Annotated in this window: 18 protein-coding genes; 4 read left to right on the top strand and 14 right to left on the bottom strand. The window is 62.8% G+C overall.

Annotated features, from left to right (window positions below):
* The first annotated feature begins 2 nt into the window (after positions 1-2).
* Positions 3-1,595, top strand: a complete 1,593-nt coding sequence (locus WKV53_RS12725; protein WP_341404977.1) for a LamG-like jellyroll fold domain-containing protein — start codon at positions 3-5, stop codon at positions 1,593-1,595.
* 16 nt (positions 1,596-1,611) lie between these two features.
* On the opposite strand, the gene WKV53_RS12720 is transcribed toward WKV53_RS12725, so the two are convergent.
* Positions 1,612-2,079 carry a hypothetical protein gene (locus WKV53_RS12720; protein WP_341404976.1) on the bottom strand — a complete coding sequence of 156 codons (468 nt, stop codon included), beginning with the start codon at positions 2,077-2,079 and terminating at the stop codon, positions 1,612-1,614.
* Positions 2,080-2,083: 4 nt separating this feature from the next.
* Positions 2,084-2,740 (bottom strand): phosphoribosylanthranilate isomerase, encoded by a 657-nt coding sequence (locus WKV53_RS12715; RefSeq protein ID WP_341404975.1) that lies wholly within the window; start codon positions 2,738-2,740, stop codon positions 2,084-2,086.
* Positions 2,741-2,822: 82 nt separating this feature from the next.
* Between WKV53_RS12715 and WKV53_RS12710 the strand changes: the two genes are divergently transcribed.
* Entirely contained in the window at positions 2,823-3,275 is a 453-nt protein-coding gene (locus WKV53_RS12710; protein ID WP_341404974.1) for a VOC family protein, read from the top strand.
* A 23-nt stretch (positions 3,276-3,298) separates the two neighbouring features.
* Here the strand turns inward: WKV53_RS12710 and WKV53_RS12705 are convergent, their stop codons facing one another.
* From WKV53_RS12705 to WKV53_RS12655, 11 genes are all read right to left on the bottom strand, one after another.
* Positions 3,299-4,441, bottom strand: a complete 1,143-nt coding sequence (locus WKV53_RS12705; protein WP_341404973.1) for an FtsW/RodA/SpoVE family cell cycle protein — start codon at positions 4,439-4,441, stop codon at positions 3,299-3,301.
* Between the two features lie 36 nt (positions 4,442-4,477).
* Positions 4,478-5,359, bottom strand: coding sequence for a LysM peptidoglycan-binding domain-containing protein (locus WKV53_RS12700; RefSeq protein ID WP_341404972.1), 882 nt, complete (start codon positions 5,357-5,359; stop codon positions 4,478-4,480).
* A 9-nt stretch (positions 5,360-5,368) separates the two neighbouring features.
* Positions 5,369-6,673: a UDP-N-acetylmuramoyl-L-alanine--D-glutamate ligase gene (gene murD, locus WKV53_RS12695; RefSeq protein WP_341404971.1), complete on the bottom strand. Its 1,305-nt coding sequence runs from the start codon at positions 6,671-6,673 to the stop codon at positions 5,369-5,371.
* The gene (gene mraY, locus WKV53_RS12690) at positions 6,673-7,887 is read right to left on the bottom strand and encodes a phospho-N-acetylmuramoyl-pentapeptide-transferase (protein ID WP_341404970.1); all 1,215 of its coding nucleotides are present in this window, start codon (positions 7,885-7,887) and stop codon (positions 6,673-6,675) included. Before mraY ends, murD begins: the two co-directional genes overlap by 1 nt.
* A gap of 3 nt (positions 7,888-7,890) precedes the next feature.
* The gene (locus tag WKV53_RS12685) at positions 7,891-9,258 is read right to left on the bottom strand and encodes a UDP-N-acetylmuramoyl-tripeptide--D-alanyl-D-alanine ligase (protein WP_341404969.1); all 1,368 of its coding nucleotides are present in this window, start codon (positions 9,256-9,258) and stop codon (positions 7,891-7,893) included.
* Positions 9,255-10,760 (bottom strand): UDP-N-acetylmuramoyl-L-alanyl-D-glutamate--2,6-diaminopimelate ligase, encoded by a 1,506-nt coding sequence (locus WKV53_RS12680; protein ID WP_341404968.1) that lies wholly within the window; start codon positions 10,758-10,760, stop codon positions 9,255-9,257. Before WKV53_RS12680 ends, WKV53_RS12685 begins: the two co-directional genes overlap by 4 nt.
* Positions 10,757-12,742 (bottom strand): peptidoglycan D,D-transpeptidase FtsI family protein, encoded by a 1,986-nt coding sequence (locus WKV53_RS12675; RefSeq protein WP_341404967.1) that lies wholly within the window; start codon positions 12,740-12,742, stop codon positions 10,757-10,759. The genes WKV53_RS12680 and WKV53_RS12675 overlap by 4 nt, the downstream gene beginning before the upstream one ends.
* Positions 12,739-13,092: a hypothetical protein gene (locus WKV53_RS12670; RefSeq protein WP_341404966.1), complete on the bottom strand. Its 354-nt coding sequence runs from the start codon at positions 13,090-13,092 to the stop codon at positions 12,739-12,741. The genes WKV53_RS12675 and WKV53_RS12670 overlap by 4 nt, the downstream gene beginning before the upstream one ends.
* Entirely contained in the window at positions 13,089-14,057 is a 969-nt protein-coding gene (gene rsmH / locus WKV53_RS12665) for a 16S rRNA (cytosine(1402)-N(4))-methyltransferase RsmH (RefSeq protein ID WP_345789661.1), read from the bottom strand. Before rsmH ends, WKV53_RS12670 begins: the two co-directional genes overlap by 4 nt.
* Positions 14,058-14,757: 700 nt before the next feature.
* Positions 14,758-15,201 carry a hypothetical protein gene (locus WKV53_RS12660; protein WP_341404964.1) on the bottom strand — a complete coding sequence of 148 codons (444 nt, stop codon included), beginning with the start codon at positions 15,199-15,201 and terminating at the stop codon, positions 14,758-14,760.
* 559 nt (positions 15,202-15,760) lie between these two features.
* Positions 15,761-16,558 carry a hypothetical protein gene (locus WKV53_RS12655; protein WP_341404963.1) on the bottom strand — a complete coding sequence of 266 codons (798 nt, stop codon included), beginning with the start codon at positions 16,556-16,558 and terminating at the stop codon, positions 15,761-15,763.
* A gap of 321 nt (positions 16,559-16,879) precedes the next feature.
* On the opposite strand from WKV53_RS12655, the gene WKV53_RS12650 reads away from it, so the two are divergent.
* Positions 16,880-17,173 carry a hypothetical protein gene (locus tag WKV53_RS12650; protein ID WP_341404962.1) on the top strand — a complete coding sequence of 98 codons (294 nt, stop codon included), beginning with the start codon at positions 16,880-16,882 and terminating at the stop codon, positions 17,171-17,173.
* Positions 17,174-17,227: 54 nt separating this feature from the next.
* Here WKV53_RS12650 and WKV53_RS12645 read toward each other — a convergent pair whose 3' ends face one another.
* Positions 17,228-18,118 (bottom strand): hypothetical protein, encoded by an 891-nt coding sequence (locus WKV53_RS12645; protein ID WP_341404961.1) that lies wholly within the window; start codon positions 18,116-18,118, stop codon positions 17,228-17,230.
* Positions 18,119-18,720: 602 nt separating this feature from the next.
* Here WKV53_RS12645 and WKV53_RS12640 point away from each other — a divergent pair.
* The gene (locus WKV53_RS12640) at positions 18,721-24,222 is read left to right on the top strand and encodes a beta strand repeat-containing protein (RefSeq protein WP_341404960.1); all 5,502 of its coding nucleotides are present in this window, start codon (positions 18,721-18,723) and stop codon (positions 24,220-24,222) included.
* The last annotated feature ends 103 nt before the right edge of the window (positions 24,223-24,325 follow it).

Below are 24,325 nucleotides of genomic sequence, written 5' to 3'. Positions count from 1 at the left end.
CCATGTTCGACGAAGCACGACTCGAGCGCCTAATCTCCGCCCACTTCGACCGCGAATTGACGGTGGAGGAAAAGTGCGAACTGGAGGCCATGCTGCTTTCATCGTCAAAAGCGCGCCAACTCTTCCTCGATCACGCCGAGTGGCACGGCCTGCTCCGCGAACAAGCGATGCAAGCCGGTGGGGTCACGCTGTTAGATCAGGTCTCTCGCGCCGAAAAGAAAGTGCTACCCTTCGCCCGCCGCGCATGGATCGCCGCAGGCCTCGCCGCCTGTGTGGCACTCGGCTGGTGGCTTCGCCCTTCGGACAAGCCACCCGGCACCGAAGGCCTCGCCGGGAATGAAGTGATGCACAATGAAGTCGCTCTGCTCGACCGCGCCATTGACGTCGAGTGGGACGGACCTTCCTTTGAAACAGGTTCCGCCTTGCCGAAAGGCCCTATCAAGATCCGCAAGGGCACGCTTCAACTTGATTTCTACAGCGGTGCCCGCGTCGTGCTGGAAGGCCCGGCCTCGCTTGAATTGCTTTCGCCTGACCTAGCCCGCCTCGACAGCGGCAAGCTGACCGCGCGGGTCCCGCCACCCGCTGAAGGCTTCACGGTAATGAACGCCAACCTCCGTGTCGTCGACCGCGGCACCGAGTTCGGCATGAGCGTGACCGGCACGAACGATTGCGAGGTCCACGTCTTCAAGGGCGAGGTGGAACTTCAAGGCGACGTCCCCGAAGCCACCACGCGCGAGCTTTTCGAAGGCCACGCGGTTTCAATCCGCCAGGGCAAGTCGGAAGCCATGACCGCCAACCGTGACTCATTCATCGACTCAACTCGCCTGCTGGAAGCTGCCACTCGCGAGAACGACGCGAATTGGGAGAATTGGAAGACCGCCTCACAGGCGTTCCGCGAAACACCCGGCCTGCGCATCCACTTCGACTTCGAAGACCTCGACCCATCCGCCATGCTCCTTCGCAACCGCGCCGCGGGAGCCGATGAGGATTCAAATGGCACCATCATCGGCTGCGAAGTGCTTTCCGGCCGTTGGGATAGGAAAGGCGCCCTCGGCTTCGCAAAGACCTCCGACCGCGTCCGCTTCCGCAGCGAAGGCACCGCCCCCGCCATCACGCTCATGGCCTGGGTCCGCGTCGATAGCCTGCCGCTCGAACACAATTCCCTGCTCTCCATGGCTCCCGACAAAGTCGGCGAGGTCCACTGGAAGCTCGATCAAACCGGCCGCCTACTGCTCGGCCTGCGTGCCTCCACCGAATACGCCTACAGCTCGTGGGAGCGCCTCGAGAGCCCACCGGTGGTCGGACCAAAGGACTTCGGCCGCTGGCTGCATCTCGCCACCGTCATCGATAGCAGAACGGGAACCATGAGTCATTTCGTAAACGGCAGCCTCGTCGCCACCGGCAAGATGAGTCGCCGCGTCCCCGTCCAACTCGGCCTCGCCAATCTCGGCAACTTCGACGCCTCCAGCCCCGCCTCTCCCACCAACGGACTGGTCCGTGCCTTCAACGGCCGCATCGACGAATTCGCCCTGCTAACCCGCGCACTGACAGCAGAGGAAATCACGTCGATGTTCGAAAAGGGCTTCATCGACTGAAGCCGTTCAACAAGCCTCAGAATTCCTCTCCGCCAAGACGCGCCCAGAGATCATCGAGATTCGTGATGGCCTTGTCATGGGGATATCCTGCTTCCTCCATCACTCTGGCCGCGAGCTTCCTCACCAGCCTCCACTCTTGAGAGCTTCGGAGACCCTGCTTTGTCAGCAATACATCCCTCGGGCTTTCCTTGATCAAATTCAACACCGTGGCCAGGTCGATGACGCTCTTCCAGAATGGGGACCCTTCACGGCCAGCCCGTGGCAAATCGGAGAGACCGGTCCGGAACTGCCATTCATCAACCGCCTCAGATCCCCCAACGTCATCGATGGGAGATATCGAGCGAAAATAGAGATCGATGACCTTCGAAACCCGGTTCTCCCGGGAGAAGTTCCGCTCAGCCGCATTTTCGGGAATGGGATCTAGAAAGCCCGCCTGGGCTTTCCACTCCGCATGCATGAATCTCAAGAGTTCTGCGAAGTTCATGCTCTTAGGATGCGAGAGCCGCAAAGAATATCTCAAGCTTGATCACATCCAGCTGGCCCTGCGTCCTGACACTGCTGCACAAATCGAGACCGAAAGGTTCCACCGCAGCCACCGCCTCGGCAACGTTGTCCGCCTTCAATCCTCCAGCGAGAAACAGCGGCACCTTCACCGACTCCCGGATCTTGCGACTGACCGTCCAATCATGCACGCGCCCCGTGCCACCCAACAGCTTCACCGGCAGCGTCGTATCCCCCGAGTCCAGTAGCAACGCATGCACATGCTCCGCCGCCGCACGCGCGACCTCGATGCTTTCCGGTCCGGTCACATGGATCACCTGCACCAAGGCGATCCCCGGCAACTCTCTCCGCAGCTCACGATACACCGACGCATCCACATAGTCGCACAGCTGCAGCGTATTCGTCCCGCATCGGCGCTGTTGCGCGATGATCGCCTCCGCCGAGGTCTCGCTCGTAAGCAGGAACGTGCCGATCGGCGGCGGAACCCGCCGCGCAATCTCCGCGATGACATCTTCCTCAATCACACCCGGCCCACTCGGCATCGCCGAGACCAGCCCCAGCGCGGAAGCACCCGCCGAGATCGCAGCCTGAGCCTCTTCGAGGGAAGCGATGCAGCAGATCTTGACCCGTGGCTTGGCTTTCATGCGTCGTGAAGAACTCTCCCGAGCTTAGGACCACCCGGTTTCCTTCGTCAAAACCTCCGCGCTGTGCTACACCGAAAGCACCATGAGCGCGATCCCCCAGGGCTATCATTCCATCACTCCTTCCCTCACCGTCCGCGATGGCGCGGCAGCACTGGACTTCTACGCCCGCGCCTTTGGTGCCGTGGAGGTCTTCCGCATGCCGGAGCCTTCGGGAAAAATCATGCACGCAGAAATCACCATCGGTGATTCGCGGATCATGCTCTCCGACGAGTATCCCGACTACGGCTCACTCGCACCCGAGCCCGGCAAGGGCTGCCTCTTCATGATCTACGTGAGCGATGTCGACGCCGCCTTCGAGCAAGCCGTCGCCGCAGGAGCCACTCCGGTGCAGCCGCCCACCGACATGTTCTGGGGCGATCGCAGCGGCAAGGTCCACGACCCCTACGGCTACCGCTGGACCCTCGCCAGCCACGTCCGCGACGTGTCTCAGGAAGACATGGAAGCCGCAGCCAAGGCCTGGGCGGAAGGAAGCTGAGAGAGGAGGCCTTCCTCTTCGCCTCACAGCTTCACCGCATACACCTTCGCGCCCACCACCGGCTCCGCGCGATCCTGCGTCAGATGCGAGCGGCGGTGAATGCCGCACAGCAGTCCCGCCGCGCCGAGGGAGATCATGAGGCTGGTGCCACCATGACTCACGAAGGGCAGCGGCAGGCCGTCGTTCGGCAGCGCGGCCGTGGTCACGGCAATGTTCACCATCGCAGGCACCACCAGCACGCAGGTCATGCCAAGCGCCAGGCAGCGGTCGAAAAGGTTCCCCGCACGGAGCGCGATCGAGCAGCCACACACCGCGATCAGCACATAGGCAAGCACCGTGCCTAGAGTGAAGGCCAACCCAAGCTCCTCACCCACGATCGGGAAAATGAAGTCACTATAGGCAAACGTGAGCGTCCCGAATTTCTCCGATCCATTGCCGAGGCCGACACCCTCGAGACCACCATTGCCGAAGGCGAGCAAGGCCCGCCATTGCTGCTGGCCAATGCCCTGTTGATTGGCCTCCAGATCGAGCCACGCCTGGATACGACCCCAGCGCACCGGATCGGAGTGAATGTACCAGCCTGCTCCGCCCATGCCGGTCAGTGCCGTCGGGATGAGGTAGATCAGCCGAGTGCCCACGCAGAAGAACATCGCACCGATTGCCACGGAGAGCGCCAGCGCCGAACCCACGTCCGTCTCGATCGCGATCAGTCCTGTGGGAATCGCCACAATCATGCCGGGCAGGACGAACCCGCGCCAGAAAGTGTGAACCTCCGTCTGCCATCGCGCGAACCAGCCGGCCATCGCGATCAGAGTCACCACCTTCGCCATTTCCGAAGGCTGGAACTCCCCGATTCCCGGCACATGAATCCACCGGTGCGAGCCAAGGTGATCAACCCCGATGCCAGGCACGAAGCAGAAAACGAGAAGCAGCGAGGCGAAACCGAGTGCCCATGGCCAACCTCGGCGTAGCCAGATAGGGTCCACGCGCGATGCAATGATCGCACCGAAAAATCCAATCACGGCAAATTTCCCCTGACCAATGACAAAGGCATACGGAGTCGCTGCACTCTTCACCCAGGCCCCCGTGCTCGTGAGCATGACCAGCCCGAGCGCGACAAGCGCGGCTACGGCGGTGCAGAGGAGAATGGAGGCGCTGCGGTTCATCGGTCGGGGGCGGGGGGCGTTGGTTTCAGGGACGGCTCAGGGGACCATCAATTGCATGCCGACCTTGAGCTTGCGCGGGTCGGTGATCTTGTTGGTCTTCATGACCACGTCCGCCGTGGTCTTGTGAGCCTTGGCGATCTTGTAGAAGGTATCGCCCGACTTGACCGTATACTTGCGGTTCGCGGCGGGCAGGGCTTTCTGGGGAGCGGGAGTCTCGGCGGAAACAGGCTGCACGGTAGCTTCAGCGCCCGCATCGCGATGAACGCGCGGCTTGATGACCGTGCCTTTGCTCGCGGCAGCGGTCTCCACCATCGGCGCATTGCGGAGGTCATCCGTAGCCACCGGAGTCGGTGCCGGAGCAGCCTCTTCATTGGGGCTTCCATCCGCATCGTTGTTCTCAAGCACCACGCTGCCATTGCGGGAGCGCACAAGCTCCTCCGGCTCCTCGGCCACGATCTTGCGCGGCGGGATCCGCAGGTTGCGGCCGGCGCGGATCTCGACATTGCTGTTCGCCTCGCGCAGCGCCTGCTCGGTCACGCCATTGTCACGGGCGATCGACGCATAGGTGTCTCCGGCCACCGGCAGATACCGTTCGTCGTTCTTGTCGATCTTCGGCACCGATTCACCTGCATCACGTAGCTGCCTGGCCGGCACGATTGCCATCGTATCCTTCGCCACGGCGGCGTCCTTCTCGAACCACTTGCTGTGCGCGAAGATACCCGCGATGGCGACGACATGGATGATCAGGATGACGACCAGGGCACGGGCGATGCCAATGTTCGGCACATCGCCTTCCATGTCCGGCATCGGCGCAGCCACGGCAACGTTCTGTTGCTTGCGGCGCACGTTGGCGAACAGCTTGCGAAATACCGGCTTCTTCGCCAGGCGGCGCTTCACGGAAAGATCGGAGAATTTCATGGGTGAGAATCAGCGGAGATTGAGAACGAGTTCGCGAAAGACATCCCCGCGCTGCTCATAGCCGGAGAATTGATCGAAGGATGATGTGCCGGGTGAAAGCAGGACGGTGCCACCACGTGGTGCGATCTTGCGGGCGGCTTCCACCGCTTCGGCCAGGGTGGTCACCTGCTCCACCGGCACGGCCGCGGAGAAAACCTTGGCGAGCGGTGCGGCGATCTGGCCATAGGTCACGGCGGAGACAGCCTTCTTTTCTAACAAAGGAACCACCGGCGCGTAGTCGAGGCCCTTTTCCTTGCCACCGGCGATGAGCACCACCGGTCGCGTCTGCGAGCGTAGCGCGCTTTCCAGCGCATGCAAGTTGGTAGCCTTGGAATCATTGAGATATTCCACCCCATCGAGCGTGCGCACCAGCTCGCAGCGATGCAGCGGCGGCGCATAGCCATCGAGCGCGGTGCGCGCCGCTTCGAGTGAAATACCAATCGCCTCACACGCAGCGATCGCCGCCATCGCGTTCTCCGCATTGTGCAGCCCGCGCATGCGCGTGCTCACTTCCAGGTCCAGCACTTCCACGCCGCGGCGTGAAATACGGCGTCCATCGGAGAACCAATCCGCCTCCGGATCTTCCGTCGAGAAAGTGACCACCTTCGGCTGGATCGCCGGCAGTTTCTCCCCGGTCCGCACGATCGCAGTATCGTCCGCCGTCTGGTTCATGAAGATGCGGAACTTCGCATCGAAGTACGCCTGAACCGTCGGATAGCGGTCCATGTGATCCGGCGCGAAATTCAGCCAGATCGAAACGTCCGGGCGGAAATCATGGATCGTCTCCAGCTGGAAGGAACTGAGCTCCAGCGACACCGCGTTCGGCATCGGCTCACGCAGCACGATCTCGCACAGCGGATGCCCGTAGTTGCCACACGGCGCGGCATCGTAGCCTCCGGCCTTCAGGATCCGCTCGACCAGTTCTGTCGTCGTCGTCTTGCCATTGGTCCCGGTGATCCCGACGATACGACCCTTATAGTAGCGGTAGCCGAATTCAGTCTCGCCGATCATCTCCCCTGCCCCGGTCGCGTAGGCCGCGACCAGCGGACCGTAGGTATCGATACCCGGGCTGATCACCAGCAGATCGCACTTCACCGAGCTGCCCTTTTCCACCGAGGCGCCCGGATGCACCTGCACCCCGGCAGGCATGCCCTCGATCGCGAAGGCCGCATCGTGCACGTGAACTTCCGCGCCCTCACGCAGGGCGAGTCCGGCGGCAGCGCGGCCACTGCGGCCGGCACCGAGAACAACGACGGATTTTCCAGAAAGGGTCATCAGGCAATCTTGAGCAGGGCGAGTCCGAAGAGCGCGAGCATGATGGAGATGATCCAGAAACGGATGATCACCTGGCTTTCATGCCAGCCGCGGAGTTCGAAGTGATGGTGGATCGGTGCCATCGCGAAGATGCGCTTCTTGCGCAACTTGAAGCTGCCGACCTGGAGCATCACCGACATTGCCTCCATCACGAAGACGCCGCCGATGATCACGAGCAGCAGCTCCTGCTTCACGCAGATCGCCGCGGTCCCGAGCGCGCCGCCGATGGCCAGCGAGCCGGTGTCACCCATGAAAACCTTCGCCGGGTGGCAATTGAACCACAGGAAGCCGAAGCCCGCCCCGGCCAGCGCCAGCAGCAGCACCGCCAGCTCGCCGATGTAGCGGTTGTAGGGGATCACCAGATACTCCGCCGCCATGTAGAAGTGCCCGGCGAGGTAAGCGAGGCACGCATACGCGAGCGCCACCGTGATCGTGCACCCCGTGGCCAGACCATCCAAGCCGTCGGTCAGGTTCACCGCGTTCGAGCAGCCGATGATGATCGCCGCGAAGAACGGGATGACCAGGATGTTGAGGTCGATAATGCCCGTCTTGAAAAGCGGGAAGCAGATCGTTCCGATGCTGATGGCCTGGTCGCCGAGCCGGAAGCCCGCCACATTCCTCGCAAGCTCATCCGGCGTCGCGCCATACCCGCTGATCTCCTTCTTGAAATAGATGAAGCACGCCGCCACTACCGCCACCACCAGCTGCCAGAAAAGCTTCGTCCGCGCGCTCACGCCATCGGACTTCTTCTGCTTCACCTTCTTGTAGTCATCGCAGAAGCCCAGCAGGCCCAGCGCCGCCATCGTGCATGAGCAAACGGCCACGAAGGGATTCAGCGGCTGCGCGCATACGAAGACCGAGATCAATACCGAGCCCAGGATAAGTACCCCGCCCATCGTCGGCGTGCCCACCTTGCCCCCATGCAGCTCGGCAAGCTTGTGAACCTCCGCCGCCGTGCGGATCGGCTGCCCCACCTTCAGCGAGATCAAGCGCCGGATCACGCGCGGCCCGGCCAGAACGCTGACCACGAACGCCATCACACAAGCAAGCGCCGCGCGAAAGGTGATGTAGCCCAGCAGATTGAGGAATGAGAAGCTGTGCGCCCACTCCTGGACGCCGTGCGCCTTCTCCGCCTCGAAAGCGGCCTTCCACCATTCGTAGATCCAGTAGAGCATGTGTTAGTCTTGGGTCGGAAAAGCCTGCTGCATCACCCGCTCCATCGCGGCGCTGCGGCTGGCTTTGAAAAGGACGACGTCACCGGCAGCCGCATGGCTCGCGAGCCAATTGGCAGCTTCGATTTGATCGGGAAAATGTTCGGCAGTGCCCGCTCCCTCGGCGATGCCCTCGGAGCCGGCACCTACGGCAACCACCGTAAGTCCCCGCGCGGCGGCCAGGCGCCCCACCTTGAGATGAGCCTCCGGGCCATGACTGCCCAGCTCACCCATGCGGCCGAGCACCGCGATCCGCTTGCCGCTGCCATTCCGCACCGGCGTCTCCGCCAACGTGTCGATCGCCGCGGCCATCGACTCGGGATTGGCATTGTAGGTGTCGTCGAAAATCACCACGCCACCGCTCGTGAAGCGCCGCAGGCGGCCACTCGTCAGCGTCGTGCTGGAAAGTCCCGCCGCGATCTCTTCCGGCGCAATCCCGAGAAACCACCCGGCACCCGCGGCCAGCAGCGCATTCGTCACCATGTGACGGCCCGCCACCGGCAGGTCCACCTCGGCGGCAGCCTTGCCAGCGATCATCAGCGTGAAGCTCGATCCGCTCTCGCGGGTGATCAGGTTCTCCGCACGGATCTCGCCGCGGCCATTGCCCACACAGATCACGCGGGCCTTGGTACGACGCTTGAAGTAGTCGTGGAAATCACATCCCGCGGGAACGAACAGCGCACCATCCTCCGGCAAGCTCCGCGCCAGCGCACCCTTCTCTTCCGCGATCGATTCACGGCTGCCCATGTATTCAATGTGGGCCGTGCCGATATTGGTGATGATCCCCAGGTTCGGCCGCGCGATCTCGCACAGCGGCGCGATCTCACCCGGATGGTTCATGCCCATCTCGAAGACCGCCGCACTATGCCCATCTTCCAAGGACAGCACGCTCAGCGGCACGCCAATGTGATTGTTCAGGTTGCCGCGCGTCGCACAGACATGAAACGAGCGACCCAGCACTGCCGACGTAAAATCCTTCGTGCTCGTCTTGCCGTTCGATCCGGTGATGCCCACCACCGGCAACTCCCGCTGGCGGCGATACCACGCCGCAAAACGTTGCAGCGCCGCAAGGCCATCCGGAACGCGAACTACCGCCGCGTTCTCCGGGCACTCGCCCTCCCAGCGCTCGACCACTACGATCGAGGCACCGGTCGCGATCGCCTGGCGGGCGAAGTCATTCGCATCGAAGCGCTCGCCCTTCAGCGCGAAAAAGACCGAGCCCGCAGGAATCGTCCGTGTGTCGGTCGAAGCGGACGTCGCAAGCACATCGCCCCGTCCAGCGGCGATCACGCCACCGGCATGCTGGGCCAAGGTGCTTGCATCAATGGGAGTCACCGCTTGCGGGGAGGAAGAGGAGGTTCGGGACGCTCTGCCAAGGCACGGCGCGCTTCGCGACGGTCATCGAAGTCAATCGTGCGGTCAGCGAATTGCTGGTAAGTCTCGTGACCCTTGCCAGCGATCAGGACGATGTCGCCCTTCCCTGCCGCGTGGATCGCAATCCGGATCGCTTCGGCGCGATCGACCACAGCCCGGTAGCGCGTGCCAACCATGCCAGACTCGATCTCCTTGATGATCGTCTCGGGATCTTCGCTGCGTGGATTGTCGGAAGTAATGATGCACGCATCGCTGATCTCAGCGGCGGCCTTGCCCATCAGCGGGCGCTTCTTCTTGTCGCGGTCACCACCGCAGCCGAAGACCGTGATCAGGCGATTCGGATTGAGCTCCTTCAGCGTGCGGCACGCATTCGTCACCGCATCCGGCGTATGGGCATAGTCCACGAAGACGCTGATGCCATCCTTGGTGCCGCAGTGCTCCATCCGCCCGGGCACCTGTGGTGCTTCCGCAATCGCCGTCACCGCGTCGCGCAGTTTGATCTTCATCGCACTGGCAGCAGCGAGCGCGGACAGGATGTTGTAAGCGTTGAAGCGGCCGATAAGCGGCGCGCGGACGAGGTAGGATTTCCCCTTCGCCGTCAGCTCGAATTCCATCCCCCGCGCACTCTGCTTGAAGTTGTTCGCGCGGAAGTCGCAGTGGACGTTGAAGCCGTATTTGATCATCGGCATCTTGTCGCCCAGCAGCGTCACCAGCTTCTCGCCGTAGCCGTCGTCGAAATTGATCACCGCCACCGGCTTCTTGCCCAGCGGATCAGCAGCCAGCGATTCGAACCACGAGAACTTCGTCGCCGCATACGCATCCAGCGTGCCGTGGTAGTCCAGATGGTCCTGCGTGAGATTCGTAAAGATCGCCGCATCGAAGGCAATGCCGCCGATGCGCTTCTGATCGATGCCGTGCGATGACACCTCCATCGCCGCGCCGCGGCAGCCGTGATCCACCATCCGGGCAAGCAGGCCATTGAGCTCGACGGGCTCCGGCGTGGTGAAGTTTGCAGGCCTTGTCTGCTCACCGTCATCCACGATCACCGTACCGATCACGCCAGCCCGGTGCCAGACGCGCTTCATGATGTGATGGATCAGGAAAGCCGTGGTCGTCTTCCCATTGGTCCCGGTCACACCGGCCAGCCGAAGCTTCTTGGAAGGATCGCCAGCAAGCAAGCGGGCAAAGGCGGCGAGCGCATGACGCGTGTCGCTCACCTGAATGTAGGGCACCTCGGCCGGATGACTCTCGTCCGGAGCTGTATCGCAGATGATCACCGCCGCCCCGCGCTCAAGCGCCTTCGGGATGAATTCCCGCCCGTCGCGGCTTTCCCCGCGGACAGCCACAAAGGCCACCCCCGGCTCCACCAGGCGCGAGTCGGAGGTCACCGCCGTGATGTCGGTGTCGAGGGGACCGGAGTGCAATGGCCGGTCAAGATGGGCGATGAGATCGCGTAAAATCACTGTTCCTTGGTTCCAGCGAGCTTGTCTTTGTCCTTCTCCTCCACCGGCTCGTCAGGTGTGAGGTTCATGTGGGCGGCGAGGCGCGCACCCACCTTGGAAAAAACGGGGGCGGCGATCGTTCCGCCGTAGCGGGTGACCTTGTTCGTGAGAGGATCGTCAATAACGACCACACACACAAATGCGGGATCCTTCGCGGGACACATTCCGGCGAAGGAAACGGTGTAGTGACCCGCTTGGTAGCGGCCCTTCTCGATGCGCACCGCCGTGCCGGTCTTGCCCGCGGTGCCGTAGCCCGGCACCTTGGCTTGCACTGCGGTGCCCTTGGGATCCACCACCTTCTCCAGCGCTGCCCGCATCGACTTGGCCGTCTCGGGGCGGATCACCTCTCTCACCACTTCCGGCTCGTAGCGCTCCACCACCGTGCCGTCATTCGCGATGACCGACTTCACGATGTGCGGCTTCCGGAGCTTCCCATCGCTCGCGATCGCGCAGTAGGCCGTGGCCACCTGTAGCGGCGTCACCGCCAGCGCATAGCCATAGGTCGTGCGCGAGAAATCCAGCGGGTTCTTCGACCGCGGCACGATGCCACGGCTCTCGCCGCTCAGCAGGATGCCTGTCTTCTGCCCGAAGCCGTACTTCTCTAGATAGTCGTAGTAGCGGGGTGCCCCCAAGGCCATCCCCAGCTGGTAGGCGCCGATGTTGCTCGATTTCTGCAGGATGCCTTCCACCGTCAGATAACCGTAGGGAAAGTGGTCGGGCACCGTGATCTTGCCCATCTGGTAGTGACCATTGTAGCAGAAGAACTGGGTCTGCGGCGTGACCAGCCGCTCGTTGAGCGCGGCGGACGAGGGCACCATCTTGATGGTACTACCCGGCTCGTAGATCGCTTGCGTAGCGAAGCACGGCTCCTTCAGGCTCTCCTTGTCGAGGTGATTGAGATTGAAATGCGGGCGGCTGGCCATCCCCAGGATCTCCCCGGTCTTTGGGTCCATCACGATGATGCAACCGCGCTTGCTCTCCCATTGGGCTAGGCCGGCATCCAGCTCTTCCTCCACGATCGACTGGATCCCCATATCCAGCGAGAGTTGCACGTTCAGTCCCGCGCGTGGCGGCTTGAGCGTGGACGTGTCACCCGGGATCCGGGCTCCATTCGGAGCACGGCGCTGCATCTGCCAGCCATCGCTGCCAGCCAGATATTCTTCCAGTGCCGCCTCGATCCCGTATTTGCCGATCGGACGGAAAACCTCCTCGCCATCTTCTCCAGTATCCTTGCCCTCACTCGTGTAACCGACGATATGGGTCGCGAGCAGTTCGGACGGATACCAGCGCTTGTAGGATTCGTTGAGGCGGAAGCCTTCCAGCCAGTTCTTCGAAATCAGTTCACGGACGCGCTCGATGTCATCCGCAGGCCGCTCCTTCACCAGGCAGAATTCCCCGCCCGGCTTCTTGAGCCCCAGCTTCACCGCACGCTTCTTGGCATTCGCGAGTTCCTCGCGGAGCTTGGAGTACATCTCCTCACGCTTCAGTCCGAGCGGCCGTGCCAGCAGGCTCACCGCTTGGGCCACGCCTTTCTCGATCAGGGCATCCGGCGAGTCTTCGGACTCTTTCAAGATCACCCCGCGCATCCCCAGCACCCGCTGCTTCTGCTCCTGCGGATTGAGCAATTCCCAACCCGGCTCGCCGCTCACGCGCTCGTAGGCGAGCGGAAAGGAAACCAGCAGCGGATCCGACAAATGCTGCAGATCCACCACGATGGAGGCCACCGGCATGCTCTTTGCCAGCACCTCTTCGTTGCGATCCACGATCGTGCCCCGCAGGCCGACCAGCGGCTCCTTCGAGTCGAAGGTCCTGCTGGACTTGCCCGCCATGTCCTTGCGGTTCCAGACTTGGATCTGGATCAGCCGCACCGAAAGCGCACTGAGCCCGGCCACTAGGACCGAGCACAGTAAGACACACCTTGTCTGAAATTGGCGTCGGGTCATGGTTCGTCGCGGACGTCGGCGACCTCCGAGCCGTCCTGCGCCGCGGGCAGCGGCCGGACTTCCTCGATGTCGGCGGGGGTGATGGACACCAGACCTGAAGCGGACTGCTTGAGCCGCTCCTTCATTTCAAATCGGTCGAGCATCTTGTCCGTCCGCACTTCCACCATGCGGATCTGGACCTTCGTCTGCTCAATGCGCTTCTGCGCCTGGTCGATCTGACGCTCGACCTGCACCTGCGAGTTTTTCGCGACCGCATGCATGATGCCACCGGCGATGACAACCAGGGCTGCAAGGATCAGCGTGATGAAAACGGAAATGTGAGTGGTAGGCTCGGAACGGAGACGGTTCATGGGCGTGAAACGGTAGGGTCCAGAAGCTCGGCGACCCGCAGTTTCGCACTGCGGGCCCGGGGGTTGATTCGAATCTCTGCGTCGCTCGCGGCGATTGCCTTTCTAACAGGAAGCGTCAGGCACCAGTCGGGATTCGGCCGCGGTGCCGGCCAGTCAGGTTGGTCCAGCCAGGGCTTCGCGCGGTGCTGCATGAAGCGCTTCACCATGCGGTCCTCCAAGCTGTGGAAAGTGATAATGAGTAAGCGCCCCCCTGGCTTCAGCACTTCGAGCGACGCTTCCATCGCGCGCTCCAGTGAGCCCAGCTCGTCATTCACCGTCATGCGGATCGCTTGAAATGCCTTCGTCGCCGGATGGATGCGTCCATGGCGGCCGATCACCTTCTCAATGCAGTCCGCGAGATCGATCGTCGTCGTGAACTCGCGCTCGGCGCGGCGCTTCACGATCGCCGCGGCGATGCGGCGCGCCTTCGGCTCTTCACCGAGTTCGAAGAAGATCCGCACCAGCTCCGACTCCGCCCACGTGTTCACCACGTGCGCGGCATCGAACGGACAGGCCGGGCCCATTCGCATATCCAGAGGACCCTCACCTCTGAACGAGAATCCCCGTTCCGCGGCGTCGAGTTGCCGGGAGGAAACCCCGAGGTCCAAAAGCAGGCCATCGGCCTTGCTTTCCCCCCGGACCTCGGGGATGTCCCGGAGATCTGCGAAATTGCCCTGCCAGGTGCGAAAACGGTCGCCGTAGGCAGCGAGCCGCTTCGAGGCGAACGCGAGCGCTTCAGGATCGCGGTCGATCCCGATCACGGAGGCACCGGCTTTCAGGAAAGCCTCGCTGTGCCCGCCGCCGCCGAGGGTGCCATCGATGATCAGCTTGCCCTCTTGCGCAGCCATCCACTCCACCGTCTCGGCAGGGAGCACGGAGAGGTGATAGCCGTTCGACTCGTCGGTCTTGTTCGTCTGTTGGAAAATTTCCGACGGCCGCCGTCCCGCCAACCAGCCATGGAATGCGGGGCGGACAGCCGTTTGGATATGGCCGGAGAGGCGCGCTGTCCCGAGTGCGCCGGTCCGTGCCGATGGAAAGTGTCCGGTGACCCGCGCGCACAACCAGCCAGAAGTCGCGCGGATCACCGGTTCAAAAAGCGAAAGGGGTACTGTCCCGAGAAACCCCTTCCGCCCAGCCAGGAAAGCCATCGGCCGCCGACCCGCCAACCAGCCATGGAATGCGGGGCGGACAGCCGTTTGGGTATGAATCGAGAGGCGCGCTGTCCCGAGTGCGCCAGTCGCTTCGCAAGGAAATTGATATCGAAAGTCTCCGGCGACCCGCGCGGACAACCAGCCAGAAGCCGCGCGGATCACCGAGGTAATTGGCGAAAGAGGTACTGTCCCGAGTAACCTCATCCGCCCAGCCAGGAAAATCTCCGGCCGCCGCCCCGCCAACCAGCCATGGAATGCGGAGCGGACAGCCGTGTAGGGATGACCGGAAGGGCGCGCTGTCCCGAGTGCGCCGGTCCGTGCCGATGGGAAAACATAGCCCAACCCTGACACCCGGCTTTCTCCCGCGGTGGGTGCCGCGAGTCCGCCATGTGCGGATGCCAGGGTTGGAGGGGCGAACAGCATGTTGTCGCTTTCGGGTGTGGGTGTGGGTGAAATCTGTTGGAGGGGGTGTCTGTCACAGCACGCCCAGGTCGCCGTCGTCCATGCCGAGTTCGATCTCGGTGATGCGTTCGAAGGTCTCCTGCGTGCACAGCATGTAAAAGGGACCACGGCCGGCCAGGATCACCGGACCGTCTGCCTTCAGCCCGACTCGCTCGCTCCAGTCCTTCGGGACGGTGAGCTTGCCCTGGCTGCTGACGTTGGCCTTCTTCGACATCATCCGCAGGTGCCCGACGATCTGTTGCTTCTTCGCAGGGGTCAGATCGCTCTGCTCCACTTGCTCGAACTTCAGGTCGAACTCCGCCTCGCCGTACACCTTGATCACCGGCAGGTCGTGCTCCTTCGAGAGCTGCAACCGGATCGGCGTCTCCTCGGTCTCGGGGCGCCATTCGACAGGGACGGAAACCCGGAATTTCGGGTCCATCTTGTAGTCGAAGTGACTCTCGTGGACTTTGGACATGGAGGACATCGAGGGCGGTAACACCCGCGGAATGCCCTAGAGTTCACCAAAGTACACCAAAATGGTCAAACCAAATTCAGGATTCCCGAAATAAAATTTTAAATTGCTGATTATCAGCAGTTTAGTCAGTGAATTTGGCTGTATCGACCCTTCCATTTTGCCACTTTCAAACACCTCGATAGCCCGTTTTTTGAAATTTCAGCCCGAAAAACCGGCCTCAAAGCGCTCACCGAGGACTGTGGTGCATCTGAGGTGTACTTGGAAGCCAATTTGTGTGTTCCAGTGTACTGATCCGCCTCATCCGACCCCAAACCATGAGTCCCAAAGCCTGCGTCCGAGGCCCTGCGCACCAACGGGAACTTATTCTTCGTCCCAACGGGACGGCTCATAAAAGCCCGGCACGCAGTGCCGGGGTAAGCCCACGCAGCTCCCCGCGTCCTGAAAGGACGCCTCATGCTTCTCGCGGCCACCGGCTAGGCCCGCTCGCAATCAACCCCCAAAGACCATTGCACCCATCCGCGACCGTTCCGTGCCTTTCACGGATCACCCGGCACTTCTCTCACTTCACCTCCAAAACCAATCTCCCCTTCCCCTCCGGATCCTTCCCCGCATCCGCCTTCCAATTCAGCGAAAACCCCTCGCTCAACGGCGCGATCCCCTTGTTCCAAAGCTCAAACGACGCCCCCGCACCCGCCACAAATTCAAACCGGTTGTCCTTCAAGCCCGACATCTCGATCTTCGCCTCCGCAATCCCCGGCCCTGTCACCTCCGCCGTCTCCCCATCGATCGCAGTCCGCGAGCCGAATTTCAGCTTCTTCCCATCCGTCCGCACCAGGTCGATCCGGTCATCCTTCGCCTTCGCATCCAGCTTCGCCGCATCCTTGTCGTAGAAATAAACATTCGGCACCGACACCCGCAGCACGAACCGCGGATTCTTCAGCTCCCCCTTCTCTAACAGCTTCCCTCCCGCCCGCACCCCGTTCTTGTCGAACTCCAGGTTCACCTCGAACTTCGCATTCCCCGCCATCCCGCGATACGTCACCTTCTCCGGATCGATCGCCGCTGGCGTCACCGCTTCCCAAGCCCCCTTCTCCGCGTATTTCGCGAACACCTTCCCATCCGCCGAGACATCTTCCACCACCGCCTGGAACTTGATCGCATTCCTCCCGCTGATCGGCTTGCCCTTGTCCAACGGGATCAACTCCCCCACCCCTTCGGTATTCACCGTGAACTGGAAGCTCTTCGCCTCATAGCCCGCATAAAAGGCCACCCACGGCTTCTTGTTCGTCGTCGGCAAGGCATCCGCCAACACCGGACCTGCGAGCAAACCGAGAACGAGAAGCGAAGGAATTTTCATGGCAGCTACAAGAGACACAAGTTCCCCCTCTTGTTCCAGCCAATCCCTCACTCATGGAACTCTCCAGACTGGGCGAAACCGACACAAACGAACAACACCACCATCAGCCGCAACCAAGGACTGCGGACAACTCCAACCGTAGGCGCGTTGGTGACAACGCGTGCCTTTGGCTGTTTCGCCTATCATCAACCATTCGACACTCGCCTCCCCTTCCTGAAAACTGAACGCAGCAGTCGCGATAGCGACCATTCTCCCTCCGCAAAGCGGCAAACCGCGTAGCCCAGAGGGCAACACTTCAAACTAACAAACTTCATCACAACCATGGACGCCGTCACCCTCGCCAACTCCGCCCGCACCGACACCACTCCACCCGCCGACCTCTCCCCCACACTCAAGACTCTCTGGCTAGCCCGCGCCGGCCAATGGGACGCCGCCCACGACGCCTGCCAGGACCTCCCCGACCCCGCCGGCGCCTGGATCCACGCCTACCTCCACCGCGAGGAAGGCGACTACGGCAACGCCTGCTACTGGTACTCCCGCGCCAACAAACCCGCCCCCTCCCGCAACGCTCCGTTAGAAGACGAGTGGATGCAGATCGCCCGCGCGCTCTGCTGAGCCCTGATCACACGATCATGGAACGCGCGGAAGTCATCGCAGGGAGTCGCTCTGCTACTTGGCCTCTTTGGACTTCGCCCGCTCACCGCCAAGCTTCGCCAACGCCACCTGAGGCGTGAACGCCATATTCTTTTCAGCCCGCTCCTTGTTCTCCTCAAGGTAGTAGCGATCGCGGGCATCCAACTTCAACTGGGTCGAGTCCGACCATTTCGCCGTCGGATCGCTCAGGTAATCCGCCAGCAGGATCACCTCCGTTTTCGGAAGCCTCTTCTCATAGTCCTGGCCAAGCCGCCTGTCTTCTTCCTCGCTGACCCACGAAAACGCCTCTTCAATCTTGGGGAACGCGAATCTGTAGCGATATACCTCGTAAGGCTTGGGATCGCTGACTCGCATCCGCTCCTGGCTAGGACCAGGTAGGTACAATAAACAAGTCTTCCCGTCCTCCTTCACCGGCAAGGCCGAATCATGCCGCAGCGTCTTCCCAAAGGGCCTCATGATTCCATCAGCCGAAACATCGAAGACGTGCCAGATGTGCCCGTACTTGTCGGATTCAAGCGTGGAAGCAATGAAGGCTTCCGAACGACCGTCGCCCGTCACATCCATCCACCTTCTCAAGAGATAGCCTCCATTCCAATTCCGCTCCCACTCCCACCCTCCAATATTCGGAGCGGCCGCGATTTTGGAAACGATCGGTTTCAGGAAGCCGTCGATTGCCGCGACTCGCTGGGCGGAGGCCACGGAAACACACGCGAAAAACAGCACCGGCACGACGACTCTACTTCTTGGCATACTCGATCTGCGATCTACTCGGCAGAAGCGTTCATCGTTACGTCGCAAATGAATCACTGCACGCATGCAATGCCGCGACCTTACTTTCCTTCGCAACCCACCGGCAAAGCAGCGGTTATTCACCTCGTATCCCTCAGCGGAAACATTGGTGACCATGCAAGCGGAGCCATCCCCCGATCCGGAAAAGCTAGTGCGCGACTTGCTCGCCCTCTTCCAGCCCCTCCATGACATGGAGCAGCGGCTGGAGCGCTTGGAAATGCTCCACCCATCAGGCTTGCGAAGCCAGCCTTCCACACTCGCTCCATCCGTGGCTTGGGATTCCACGCCCCCGCGCGGATGAATGGCTAGCAGCGGTGCCGCTGCCCTGGCTCCGGCAATGAATCGGCATCCCGGCGAGCCGTTGGCGGCCCCCGTCAGATCGCCCGTCTCGAAGCCCCGGCAGCCTGGGACCACGCAGCCGTTCCCCAAGGAAAGCTGTCGGACGAATTGAGGCACATCCCCCTCGGCAAACGGCCTCCGCGACCCCTTCCGGTCTCCTGACAGCCCTGCTTCCTGGCAGGAAAACCACGCTTTCACGTGGTTAGGCAGCTTCAAACACCAAAGAACAAACGTCATTTATTCCTCATTCTCATTCAAATACCTACGTGGAAATACGTCACTTCACTCAATAAACATCATTTTTACTAAGCTAAAACAATTTTTCTTACCAGACTCCTCTTACGGTGGCATGGATGTTGCAGACCTCGAGTTCCTTGATCATGAGCATTCCGACCTCGTCACTGCGCACCACGCTGCTTCACGCAGCCCTCTTCACCGCCACCGTCGCTTCCGGCGCGGAGGTGATGTTCAATACCACCGCGCTCACCACGAGCGAGGTGACCACCGCCGCCAACTGGGTGGGCGGCATCGCCCCCACCACCGCCGACATCGCCGCCTGGAAGACCGACGTGGATACGGTCACCGCCGGTAATCAGGAATCCCGCGGCGGCACGCTCACCATCGCCTCGCCCGTCTCCTGGCTCGGCCTGCGCCACGAGGACTCCGTCGGCACCATGACCCTCACCGGTTCGGACATCACCCTCGGCGCCTCCGGCATCACCGAGGTGCGCTGGGAAAACCTGAACATCGCCAATAACATCGTCCTCGGCGCATCCCAGACCTGGACCGCCACCACCACCGTCACCACCACCGGCGTCATCTCCGGCGCCGCCGGCCTCACCAAGTCCGGCTCCGGCACCTTGGTCCTCGGCAATGCCGACACCTACACCGGCCCCACCGCCGTCGCCCAGGGCACCATCATCGCCACCTCGCTCAACAAGGTCGTCGGCGGCACTGCCAGCAGCTCGCTCGGCGCACCCACCACCGTCGCCGATGGCACCATCGCCCTCGGCGGCGCGGGCAACCAGGGCATCCTCACCTACCGCGGCCTCGGTGAAACCACCGACCGCGTGATCAATCTCTCCGGCACCACCGGCGGTGCCACCATCACCGCGGACATGGGCGGCCTGCTCAAGTTCACCAGCCCCGTCACCGTTACCGGTGCAGGTGCCAAGGGCGTCACCCTCAATGGCGGCGGCCTCGGCGAACTCACCGGCATTCCCAGCAGTGGCGGCCTCACCAACCTCACCAAGAGCGGCGTCGGCAAGTGGACCCTCACCGGAGCCAGCACCCAGACGCTCGGCGCGGTGAACATGACCGGCGGCACCCTCGCCTACACCGCCACCGCCTCCAAGACCGACGGCCCCATCAACCGCGCCTCCGCCGCCACCGGCGTGCTGGAAATCGCCAGCGGTGCCAGCATCGTCACCTCCACCGGCAATACCAATGGCATCCTCGGCGGTTGGGCCACCGTGAGCAACAGCACCTTCGCCGTGGCCAATGCCGCCAGCCCCATCATGGGCCTCGCCACCTTCACTGCGGACACCTGGGCCCCCGGCACCAATACCAACGTCACCGTCGCCGGTGCCAACCCCGCCTCCGCTGCCGTCACCCATTCGCTGCGCTTCAATGATCCCGGCAGCAAGACCCTCACCCTCGCCGGCACCAATGCCATCACCTCGAATGGCATCCTGATCACCGCCGCCGTCGGCGCGAATCCCACCACCATCACCGGCGGCACCATCGCCACCTCCAATATCCTCAATAGCGGCGGCGCCACCGGCTCCATCAATGGCAGCATCGTCGTCCACCAGCACGATACCGCCGGCGAAGTCACCATCGCGTCCATCATTGCCAATGCCGTCACGCCGTTCGCACGCACTGGTTCCACCACCAGCGGCACCGCCATCGTCACCGGCCTGAGCAGCACCGCTGACCTTGTGGCCGGCATGACCGTCACCGGCACCGGCATCGCGGCGAACTCCACGATCTCTTCGATCAATAGCGCCACCCAGATCACCCTCAGCGCGAATACCACCGCCACCGGCACTCCTTCGCTCACCTTCGGCACCACCGCCAACCCCCTCGTCAAGGCCGGCGCCGGCACGCTCGTCCTCAGCGGAGCCAATACCTACACCGGTGCCACTAACGTCAACGAAGGCACGCTGAAGGTGGATGCATACGGAACCGCCAAGATCTACAACGTCAGCCCGCTCGGCACGCTCCAGCTCGGCTACAATACCGGCAACAGCGTCTACAACAACGGCGTCAACCTCAATAGCGCCAGCGCCGCTGCCACCACCGGCCTCTACCTGAAGGGCGGCTTCAGCTACTGCCTCCAGAGCGGCCTGAATATCATCGGCGCTCCCGCGACCATCCGCACCGTCCCTTCCACCGGCACCGTGGTCCTCGCCGGTTGGGATTCCAATGGCACCCACCTTTCCGTGCCCACCGCGGCTTCCGGCTCCGTGCTTGACCAGGACATCAGCTTCGCTCCCGGCAGCTACGGCTACGTCATGAACATCGCCGCCGGCTCCGCCACCGCCACCGGTGACGTCACGCTCCAGGGCCCGCTCACCGGCGCCACCAATGCCAATAGCACCCACTTCCGCAAGGTCGGCACCGGCTCGCTCCGCCTGACCGGCACCAGCTCGAATGGCGCACCGCTCGATATCCGCGACGGCACCGTCTTCCTCAGCGGCGGCGCGGATCGCCTCGGCACCGGCTCCGCCGTCTTCCTTGGCAATGGCACCACCAGCGGCAAGCTCGTGCTGGAGGGCATCGATCAGACCCTCGCCAACCTCTACACCGTCGGCACCGGCACCACCAATACGGTCGTCGGTGGCAGCTCCACGCTGTCCCACCTGACGATCAACTACACCGGTGCCGGCCAGACCCTCTCCGCCGTCATCGGCGGCACCGGCACCAATCAAAACAACCTCGCACTCGGCAAGGGCGGCACCGGCACCTACACCCTCACCGCCACCAATACCTACACCGGCGGCACCACCATCACCGATGGCATCCTGTCCCTCGGCAGCGCTGGCGCCATCGGCACCACCGGCACCATCTCGCTCGCTGGCGGCACCCTCCAGTTCTCCGCCGCGAATACCACCGACTACAGCTCGCGCATCCGCATCGAGGATGGCTTCCCCAGCACCATCGATACGAATGGCCAGAATGTGACCCTCGCTTCGACCTTGCAAACCGGTGTCGCTGGCGACGGCGGCCTGACCAAGGCCGGAGCCGGCACCCTGACCCTCGGAGGATCGAACAACTACTCCGGCACTACTGCGGTCAATGCCGGCATCCTCAAGCTCGACTACGCCGCCTCGAACACTTCCAAGATCAACAACAACGCCCTCCTCAAGCTGGGCGGCGGCAGCGTCGAACTCTCCGGTGGCAGCCACGTCGAACTGATCAATAGCACCGAGCTCTCCGCCGCAGGAAACGTGACCATCACCCGCTCCTCCGGCAGCTCGATCATCAATCTCGGCTACCTCTACCGCAGCAGCACCGGCTCGCTCGACCTCTCGGCCGCCAGCATCGCCCGCACCAGCCTCACCAATGATGGCACCGGCAAGCTGCCCGCCTGGATCACCGTGGCAGGCCAGCCCGCCGCGGTCGATGGTTCCGGCAATATCGTCGCCTTCTCCGGCTTCGCCGATGTCACCCGCCTCGGCGGCAAGCTGCCGAATAACGTCAACTCGAACGTCCGCATCGTGAATGGTGGCACCACCGGCAATATCACTCCGCTGGTCCCCGGCTTGTTCAATATCTCCACGCTCCTCCAGAATGCGAATGCGGGCCCGGCCATCATCGACCTCGCTCCTTCGGACACGATGCGCCTCGGCATGGAAGGCGCGGTCCTCGTGCCAGCCACCTCCGGTGCCCTGACCATCCAGGGCGGCGCGCTCACCGCCGGCAGCTTCGATGAGGTTCCCGGTGAAATCGCAGTCGACGCCGACGGCACCGCCGCCATCGCCTCGGACATCCTGGATAACGGCGCCGCACCGGTGACCCTGTCCAAGTCCGGCTCCGGAGCCCTCGCGCTTTCCGGCAGCAGCATCTACACCGGCGGCACCGTCCTTACCGAAGGCACGCTTCAGGTGAATAGCAACTTCGCCCTCGGCCTCGGCCCCATCACCATCGCCGGTGGCGCGCTCGACAATACCTCGGGTGCACCAATCGATGTGACCGATAACCTGCCGCAGACTTGGGACGCTGACTTCAGCTTCACCGGCACCAACAACCTCAGCTTCACTGCTGGCACCGCCACCCTCAGCGCCGACCGAGCTGTCACCGTCGCCGCCGGCCAGATCGGCTTCGGCACCGTCGCTGGCGGCTACAACCTCGCCAAGAACGGCCCCGGTGCACTCTACATCGGCACCAGCACCATCAGCGGCACCACCACGGTGAATGCCGGCGTGCTGGAAGTGCAGGGCCGCACCGGTGACGCACCCTACGTCATCACCCCGACCGGCACGCTGAAGATCGGCTACACCACCGGCGGCGGTTACGCGAACACCAACCTCAAGATCAACGGTGCCGGCGTCGCAGCCACTACCGGTCTCTATCTGGAAGGCGGCACCACCTACAATGGCAGCGGCACCATCCAGCTCCTGACTGCTCCCACCACCATCCGCCAGTTCGGCACCGGTAACGCGGGCATCGGCCAGTTCGATATCAATGGCACCGCCCTCAGCGTTCCCGCCGTCGCCTCCGGCTCGGTCATCGATTCGCAGGTCGAGTTCGTCAGCCGCGGCTACGGCATGTCGGTGGACATCGCCGTCGGCACCGCCACCACCACCGGTGACCTGGTGATGAACGGCCCGCTGAACATCAACCAAGCCACCTTCGGCCTCTACAAGCGCGGTGCAGGCTCCATCGCCCTCAATGCTCCGGCCACCACCGTCAACGCAGGTGTGAAGATCCTCGCCGGCAGCGTCATCACCGGCGTCGACAACGCCCTCGGTGAAAACGCCATCCTGCCGATCTCCAGCGGAGCCAAGCTGGTCCTCAACGGTCACAACCAATCCGCCGCCGATCTTTCCGGCGCAGGTGCGGTCACCAACGGCAACGCCACCCCGGTCGAGCTCATCATCAAGCAAGTCACCGATCAGACCTTCAGCGGCCTTCTCGGTGGCGGAGGGATCAATGATGCCAACTTCGGCCTGCACAAGACCGGCGTCGCCAAGCTGACCCTCGCTGGCGCGAACAACTACATCGGCAACACCACCGTCGATGGCGGCACGCTGTCCGTCACCACCGCCTTCTTCGCGGATGGCGCGGACATCTCCATCATCGGTGCCAGCACCCTGGATCTCGCCACGGGCACCACCGATGTGGTTGACCAGCTCATCGTCGATGGTGTCGTCCAGTCTCCCGGCATCTACGGAGCCCTTGGATCGGGCGCGCAATTCGAGCGCTCCTTCATCACCGGCACCGGCAAGCTGTCCGTCACCACCGGCGCAAGTGGCGACTACAACTCGTGGGAAACCACCAACGGCATCGCCGGTGCAGGCTCCGGCACTGACTCGGACGCCGATGGCATCTCCAATGGCATCGAGTTCGTCATCGGTGGCGATCCATCCGGTCCCGCCTCCAGCTCGGCCGCACTGCTGCCCACCGTCACCAGCGATGCGACCTACCTGAACTTCGTGTTCCGCCGCTCCGATGCCTCGGCCTCCTACAATCCATACGTCGAATACAGCTCCACCATGACAGGTTGGACCCACGCCATGCCAGGAGTCGGCGGCGTGATCATCACCGAGGAAAACGACGCCTTCGGAGCCGGCACCGACCGGGTCACCGTGAAGATCCCGCGCTCCCTCGCCGTGAGCAACCGGATCTTCGCCCACCTCCGGGTCGACATCCCTTGAGACTGACTTGAACCAAGGCCGCCCGGATCTCCCGGGCGGCCTTTTTCAGGTTTCCCCGCTTTTACCCGGTGCCCTCCGCACCACCCCGCCTCTCCCCGTTCCC

Source organism: Luteolibacter sp. Y139, from assembly GCF_038066715.1.
GTDB classification, from domain to species: Bacteria; Verrucomicrobiota; Verrucomicrobiia; order Verrucomicrobiales; family Akkermansiaceae; genus Haloferula; species Haloferula soli.
Note: the sequence above shows the minus strand (reverse complement) of the source record. Positions and strands in the feature narration are given on the sequence as shown.